Genomic DNA, 1368 nt, shown 5'->3' with positions numbered 1-1368 from the left:
GTGCCGACAGAGTGGGTGCCGCAGTCTAAGCCCATCTGGTTCACCGAGCTTGGCTGCGCCGCCATCGACAAGGGCACCAATCAGCCCAACAAGTTTCTGGACCCGAAAAGCTCGGAAACGAAACTGCCGCGTTATTCCAACGGGTTGCGGGACGATCTGATGCAGATTTCCTATCTGCGGGCGTTTCTGGGCCATTGGGGCGAAGCGGCAAACAATCCGCTGTCAGAGGAATACGGAGGGCGGATGCTGGATATGTCCAACGCCTATGTCTGGGCCTGGGACGCGCGGCCGTTTCCGGTCTTTCCCAGCCGGATCGAGATCTGGAACGACGGCGAAAATTACCTGCGCGGCCATTGGCTGAACGGGCGCGCCGGGCAGCGCACGCTGGCCTCTGTGGTGGAGGAAGTGTGCCACAGGGCAGGGCTTTACGACATTGATGTTACCGGGCTTTACGGCCTGGTGCACGGGTATGTGAACCCGGATGTCGCGGACGCCCGCGCGGTGCTGCAGCCCTTGATGCTGAGGCACGGGTTTGACGCGGTGGAACGCGACGGGGTTCTGATGTTCCGGATGCGCAAGGGCAGCGGGGCCAAGGCGCTGAAGCTGGAGCATCTGGCCGAGAGCGAGGAAATGGACGGCAGCCTGGAGCTGGCCCGTGCCGGCGAGGCGGAGCTGGCGGGCCGGGTGCGGCTGCGGTTCACCGAATGGGGCGGCGATCATGCGGCCGGATCGGTTGAGGCGGTGCTGCCGGATGAGGCGACACATAGCGTCAGCCAGAATGAGCTGCCGCTGGCGCTGACCCGGGCCGAGGCGCGTCAGGTGGTCAGCCGCTGGCTGGCAGAGGCGCGGATTTCGCGCGATGCGGCGCGGTTCTCGCTGCCGCCCTCGATGCTGCATCTGGGGGCGGGGGATGTGGTCTCCCTGCCGGTGAAAAACGGCGAACAGCTGTACCGCATTGACCGGGTGGAACAGGCCGAGGCGCAGATGGTCGAAGCGGTTCGGATCGAACCCGGCGTCTACGATCTGGCCGCAGTGGCCGAGGAGCTGCCGGGGGTCAATGCCTTTGCCGCCCCCGGGCCGGTGCTGCCCCTGTTCATGGATCTGCCGCTGATGCGCGGCGATGAGGTGCCGCATGCGCCGCATCTGGCGCTGACCGCGGCGGCCTGGCCCGGCAGCGTTGCGGTCTACGGCTCCGGGGCGGATGAGAATTACGCGCTGGAGCAGGTGATTGCCGCGCGGCAGGTGGTCGGCGTCACGGAAACGCCGCTGTTTGCCGCCGGGGCCGGGCGCTGGGATCTGGGCGCGGATCTGCAGGTGAAGCTGATCTCCGGTTCCTTGGAAAGCCGCACGGCGGAGGCGGTGCTGAAC

Annotated in this window: 1 protein-coding gene; it reads left to right on the top strand. The window is 66.5% G+C overall.

The window, feature by feature from the left end; genetic code table 11:
• Nucleotides 1-1368 (top strand): glycoside hydrolase TIM-barrel-like domain-containing protein (locus tag A2I95_RS38265; protein WP_291737631.1); only part of this gene is annotated, 1368 nt, incomplete at both ends.

The organism is Leisingera sp. F5, assembly GCF_001593695.1.
Note: the sequence above shows the minus strand (reverse complement) of the source record. Positions and strands in the feature narration are given on the sequence as shown.